Here is a 6038-nt window from a genome sequence, read left to right on the forward strand (position 1 = left end):
TGCGTGAGCATCATGGCGGCACGGCGCTCCGTGGACCGCTGCGTCACGATGGGGATCTGGCCCGTCTCGGTGGCCAGTGCCGCGGATCCCACCAGGATGTGGGGCCGCGTCAGCAGGTCCTGCCGGATCACATCGGCGCGGATGGCGGTACCCGGGAGGCCGTCGTCGTCGATCCCGTGGGACGCCGCATCCGCCGAGGGTCTGTCGCGCTCTCCCGCTGCCTGCCGGGCCGGAGGCATGACGGCCGGCGGTGCGGCGTCGTCGTCCTCCGCCTCGATGACCTCGACGACGGCGATGGTGATGTTGTCCGGGGAGCCGCCCGCGAGGGTCAGGTCGACCAGTGTGTCGACGCAGTTCCGGATGTCCTTCGACTCACGCATCACCTGCTCGACCACGCGGTCCTTCAGGACGGCGTTGAGGCCGTCGGAGCAGAGCAGCCACCGCTCGCCGGGTTCGGCGTCGAATTCCCGGAGATCCAGTTCAGGGCTTGCGTCGACGTCACCGAGGACGCGCATCAGGACGTTCTTGTGAGGGTGGACCTCCGCTTCCTCGGGCCTGAGCCTGCCCTCCTCGATGAGGCGCTGTACGAAGGTGTGGTCGGTGGTGATCTGCTCGAACACACCGTCCTTCAGGCGGTAGGCGCGCGAGTCCCCGATGTGCGCGAGCTGCAGCGTCCGGTCCTCGAGCAGGATCGCGGTCACGGTGGTCCCCATGCCTGCCAGCTGCGGGTTGGTCGCGACGAGTTCGGAGAGCAGCGAGTTCGCGGTCTGGATCTCGTCGGCGAGGTGTGTCCCGGCGCTCCCGCCGTGCCCGTTGTGATCCAGGTGGACGAGATCAAGGACGGTGGAGGCCGAGGCGACATTCCCGCCGGCGTGCCCACCCATGCCGTCAGCGACGACGGCGAGGAACCGTCCAACGTAGGCGGAGTCGTCGTTCTTCGCGCGGACCATGCCCACGTCGGAGCGGGCGGCGAACCTGAGAGCAAGCGGCACGCCTACGGCCTCAATTCGATGACCGTCTTACCGATCCGGATGGGGACGCCCGGGTCGACGGGCAGTGCGCGCGTGAGCTGGGTGCCGGCCAGGTAGGTGCCGTTCGTGGATCCGAGGTCCTCGATGAACCAGCGGCTGCCCTGCGGGAAGAGGCGGGCGTGCCGGCCGGACGCGTAGTCGTCCTCGAGCACCAGGGTCGCCTCCTGGGCGCGGCCGAGGAGGATCGGGCTTGCTGCGAGCTCGAGCGTGGTCCCGGTGAGGGGACCCTCGGTCACGACCAGCCGGCGGGCGGGGGTGCGCAGGGGGGGCGGTTCCTCGCCGAGGTCCGGGTTCCTGCGGATCTCCCGTGCCGTGGGGGCGCCGACCCTGTTGCGACGGCCCACGGCGAGGTCCCGGCGCAGGGCTCCCACCGTGCTGAGGACCAGGACCCACAGCAGGATCAGGAACCCGAAGCGCAGCAGCGTGACGGTCAGTTCTCCGGCCTCGCTCATCGCGGGACGCCCCCGTCCTGGGTCGGAACGAGGCGGAACGTCATGCGCGACCGCCCCATCGTGATGGTGGAACCGTCCGTGAGTTCGGCCTGGCCGTGGACCCGCTGCCCGTTGACGTAGCTGCCGTTGGTCGAGCCGAGATCGACGGCGTAGATGCGGCCGTCGCGTGCGCGGATCTCGAGGTGGCGCCTGGAGACACCGGTGTCGTCGACGAGGATGTCCGCCTCGGAGGAGCGGCCGAGGACGATCGACCCGGAGTTGATCGAATAGCGCTGGCCGTCGATCTCGAGGATCGGCTGGTAGCGCGTGGGCTGGCGCCGCGGTGCTGCAGGGGCGGCGGGGCCCGCGGGACGGCGTGCGGCGTCCTGCTTCTCGATCGACGAGTCGATCTCGAAGATGCCGGCCTTCAGTTCGGGGTCGTGCTCGAAGGAGACCCGGACGGGTCCCTGCAGGCTGTACTGCTGGCTGTTGACATGGGCGATCACGACGTCGCACAGTTCCTCGGCCAGAGCCGATCCCCACTGCTGGGCGAGATCGAAGTCGGAGTCGGAGAGGCGTGCCGTGAAGACGTTGGGAGCGAGGGTGCGGCCCTGCGAGAGGACGAGTGAGCGGTTGTCGAGTTCCTTGCGCAGGGCGCTCGCGATCTCGAGGGGCTGCACCTGGGCACGGGATCCCGTCGTGAAGGCGCCTCGGACCAGTTTTTCGAGTCCGCGCTCCACGTTGTCAAGAATGCCCATCTCCCGCCTCCTTCCCCTGTCGCATCGGAATGTCGGGCCCCGTCGGCAAGGCGCCGCAGGGCCGGCCCGGTCGTCGGGACGGCAGCGTCCACCCGGGCATGTTCCCTCCGATACTACTGGGAGGCTCTGGGAATGGGCTCCAAGCCATCGTTCCGAGGATTACTTTGTCCTAACGATCCATGGATCGTTAGGACGGGCAGAACGGTGTCGCCGGGGCCCGGCCGGTTCCTGTTTAGGTAATTGCGCCCGCGCTCGGCTATGCTTGTTTCTGCTGTTCACAACGCCTGCGCCTGGCGCACGGAGTTGGATCTCGAAATGCGCGAGTGGCGGAACGGCAGACGCGCTGGCTTCAGGTGCCAGTATCCGAAAGGGTGTGGGGGTTCAAATCCCCCCTCGCGCACGGTATGACACGAAGGGCCCCCGCTCAGCGGGGGCCCTTCGTCGTACCGTGGTCCTTCGGGAAGGCCCGGTGCCGGTCAGCGGAAGTCCCGCGACCTGGTGGTGGCCTTCAGCTGCAGGACCTCGATGCGGTCCGCCACGACGTTGACGATGCCCTCGGCGGACCGCTCGAGGAGACCCCGCACGATCACACTGCCGGCCTCCCGCGCCACCCGGCGGTAGCGCTGCCAGACCCCCACGGAGCAGATGACGTTCACGAGCCCCGTCTCGTCCTCGAGGTTCAGGAACGTGATGCCGCTCGCGGTCGCCGGCCTCTGCCGGTGCGTCACGATTCCCGCCACCTCGATCCGCCGTCCGGACTCGGCCGTCTTCAGCTCCACGGCCGTCAGGGCACCCCGTCGCTCGAGTCTGTTCCTGGCATGGCGCACCGGATGATCGTCCGGGGTGATGCCGGTGGACCACAGGTCGGATCCGACCTTGTCGATGTCCGAGAGCTCGGGCATCAGCGGAGGCTGGATGTAGACGGCCGTGCCCTTGATCTGGCCCTCGCGTTCGGTGGACGCGGGCCCGGCGTTCCACAGTGCTTCACGGCGGCTCAGCCCCATCGAGTCGAAGGCGCCCGATGCCGCCAGGGCCTCGAGCTGCCCGGCGTTGACGCCCGTCCGCCGGGCCAGGTCCGGCATGTCCTCGTAGGGCCCGTTCCGTTCCCGCTCGGTGACGATCTTCTCCGCAAGTCCGGCCCCGATCGATTCCACGCTGGCGAGGCCGAGCCGCACCGCGTAGTTGCCGTCACGGCGGTGCAGCGTGGAATCGAAGGGCGTGTCCTGGTCGAAGTAGCCCACCGGGGGCTGCTCGTCCTCGGTGCAGCCGTCCGTGCCGGTGGTCCGGTCCCTGGGATCGACGGGCGGGTCGTAGCCCTCGAGCGGCTCGAGGTCGGCGTGCACGCCCGAGTGCAGGATGTCGGGCCGCAGCACGACGGCGCCGTGCCGGCGGGCGTCCGCCACGAGCGTCTGGGGTGAATAGAACCCCATGGGCTGGGCGCGCAGCAGGGACGCGAGGAACGCTCCGGGATAGTGCAGCCTCAGCCATGCGCTGACATAGACCAGCAGGGCGAAGCTGATCGAGTGGCTTTCCGCGAACCCGAAGTTCGCGAAGGCGTGGATCTTGTCGTAGATCGTGTCGGCCACGTCGCCGGTGATGCCGTTGGACTCCATGCCCGCGTACAGCTTGGCCTTGAGCGAATCGATCCGTTCCTCGCCACGTTTGGAACCCATGGCCCGGCGCAGGAGGTCGGCGTCGGCCCCGGTGCAGCCCCCCACCACCATGGCCATCTGCATGAGCTGCTCCTGGAAGAGCGGGACGCCGAGGGTCCGTTCGAGCACCGGTTCGAGGTCTGGGTGGATGTACCGGACCTCCTCCTCGCCCATCTTCCGTTTGATGTAGGGGTGCACGGCCCCGCCCTGGATGGGCCCCGGCCGTACGAGGGCCACCTCGATCACGAGGTCGTAGAACTGGCGGGGTTGGAGCCGCGGGAGCATGCCCATCTGGGCGCGGCTCTCCACCTGGAAGACGCCCACCGAGTCGGCGAAGCACAGCATGTCGTACACGCCCTGCTCCTCCTTCGGGATGGTGTGCAGTTCCCACGTCTCCCCGAAGTGCCGTTCCACGAGGTCGAAGTTGTACTGGATGGCCGCGAGGATGCCGAGGCCCAGCAGGTCGAACTTCACCAGCCCCATCCAGGCGCAGTCGTCCTTGTCCCACTGCAGGACCGTCCGGCCCTCCATGCGTCCATGCTCAATAGGGCATACTTCTCCGACGGGCCGGTCCGTCAGGACCATGCCGCCCGAGTGGATACCCAGATGGCGCGGGAACGCGAGGACCTCCTGCGCCAGGCCGACCACGGCGTCCGGGATGTCGTGGTCGGTGCTGGAGACGAGTCCGCCCCACCGTTCGATCTGCCGGGACCAGGCGTCCTGCTGGCCCGGGCTGTGGCCGAGGGCCTTGGCCATGTCCCGGACGGCGAACTTGGGGCGGTAGGTGATGACGTTGGCGACCTGGGCGGCGTTGAAGCGCCCGTACTTCCGGTAGACGTACTGGATGACCTCCTCACGTCGGTCGGAGTCGAAGTCGACGTCGATATCCGGTTCCTCGTCCCGCATGCTCGAGAGGAACCGCTCGAAGGGGAGCTGGTACTTGATCGAGTCCACCGCGGTGATCTCGAGCAGGTAGCAGACAGCCGAGTTGGCGGCCGAACCCCGTCCCTGGCACAGGATGCCGTTCCGGCGCGCGTAGTGCACCAGGTCGTGGACGATCAGGAAGTACCCCGGGAAGTTCTTGTCCTCGATGACCTCCAGTTCGCGTTCGATGCGCTCGCGGACGTCGGTCCGGTTCCCGTAGAGCTTGTCGGCCCCCCGCCACACGAGTTCGCGCAGATAGCTCATCTGCGTGTGGCCCTCCGGCAGCTCGATGTTCGGCAGGCCCGGTCGGACACTGCGGAGGGTGAAGGAGAGATCGGTGGCGATCTCGACGGTGCGCTCCACAGCCCCCGGATAGTCCCGGAACCGCCTCGCCATCTCCGCGCCGCTGCGCAGGTGCGCGGATCCGGCGGCGGGAAGCCAGCCATCCATCTGGTCCAGGCTTCGGCGGGCCCGGACCGCGGCCAGGGCGGAGGCGAGCCGGTGCTGCTTCGGGGTGGCGTAGTGCACGTTGTTGGTGGCGACCGTGGGCAGCTTCAGGCGGGCGGCGACGGCGGCCAGGGCGTCGTTGTGCGCGGTGTCCAGGGGATTGCCCTGGTTGGTGAGTTCGACGGCGACGCCGTCACGACCGAACAGTTCGACGAGTTCCCGGAGTTCCGCCTCAGCGGCTGCCTCTCCACCGGCGACGAGCGCCGAGCGCACCGCCCCCTTCCGGCAGCCCGAGAGGATCATCCACTGGCCCTGGGCGTGCCCGGAGAGGCTCTCGAGGTCGTAGCGGGGCTTCCCCTTCTCGGCGTCGGCGTCCAGCTGGGCTTCGGTGATGGCCGTGGAGAGCCGGTGGTAGCCGGCCGACCCCCGGGCCAGGACCAGCAGGTGGCGCCCCTCCGGGTCCGCCTCCCCGTTCTGCGGCCGGGACAGTCCGAGGGACAGTTCCGTGCCGTACATCGTCGAGAGTCCGGGGTACTTCTCGGCTGCTTCAGCGAAGTGCACCGCACCGTACAGGCCGTCGTGGTCGGTCAGGGCCATGCCGGTGAGGCCCAGCCGCTGGGCTTCCTCCGCGAGATGCTCCGGGCTCGATGCGCCGTCGAGGAAGCTGAAGTTGGAGTGCACGTGCAGTTCCGCATAGGGGACCACGGGACCCTCCGGCACCGGGTCCCCGGCCGGAGCGGTATAGGGCCGGCGCTTCCGGGACCAGGCCGGGCTGTCCCCGCCGTCGGCACCGGC

The 6038-nt window shown here is 68.9% G+C and carries 4 protein-coding genes and 1 tRNA gene; 1 reads left to right on the plus strand and 4 read right to left on the minus strand.

Going from position 1 to position 6038, the window contains the following annotated elements; translation table 11 throughout:
* The 3 genes from CVO76_RS00155 to CVO76_RS00165 form a co-directional block, all read right to left on the minus strand.
* Window positions 1-950: PP2C family protein-serine/threonine phosphatase (locus CVO76_RS00155; RefSeq protein WP_208741638.1), on the minus strand; the 950-nt coding region annotated here is incomplete at its 3' end.
* A 44-nt stretch (window positions 951-994) separates the two neighbouring features.
* Complete coding sequence (locus CVO76_RS00160) at window positions 995-1483, minus strand: FHA domain-containing protein FhaB/FipA (RefSeq protein WP_208740268.1); 489 nt, start codon at window positions 1481-1483, stop codon at window positions 995-997.
* Window positions 1480-2220 carry an FhaA domain-containing protein gene (locus CVO76_RS00165; protein WP_208740269.1) on the minus strand — a complete coding sequence of 247 codons (741 nt, stop codon included), beginning with the start codon at window positions 2218-2220 and terminating at the stop codon, window positions 1480-1482. The genes CVO76_RS00160 and CVO76_RS00165 overlap by 4 nt, the downstream gene beginning before the upstream one ends.
* A gap of 317 nt (window positions 2221-2537) precedes the next feature.
* Between CVO76_RS00165 and CVO76_RS00170 the strand changes: the two genes are divergently transcribed.
* A tRNA-Leu gene (locus tag CVO76_RS00170) sits at window positions 2538-2620 on the plus strand.
* A 76-nt stretch (window positions 2621-2696) separates the two neighbouring features.
* Here the strand turns inward: CVO76_RS00170 and CVO76_RS00175 are convergent.
* Window positions 2697-6038: error-prone DNA polymerase (locus tag CVO76_RS00175; RefSeq protein WP_244186098.1), on the minus strand; the 3342-nt coding region annotated here is incomplete at its 5' end.

The organism is Arthrobacter agilis (assembly GCF_002953615.1).
In the GTDB taxonomy this organism is placed as follows: Bacteria; Actinomycetota; Actinomycetes; order Actinomycetales; family Micrococcaceae; genus Arthrobacter_D; species Arthrobacter_D agilis_B.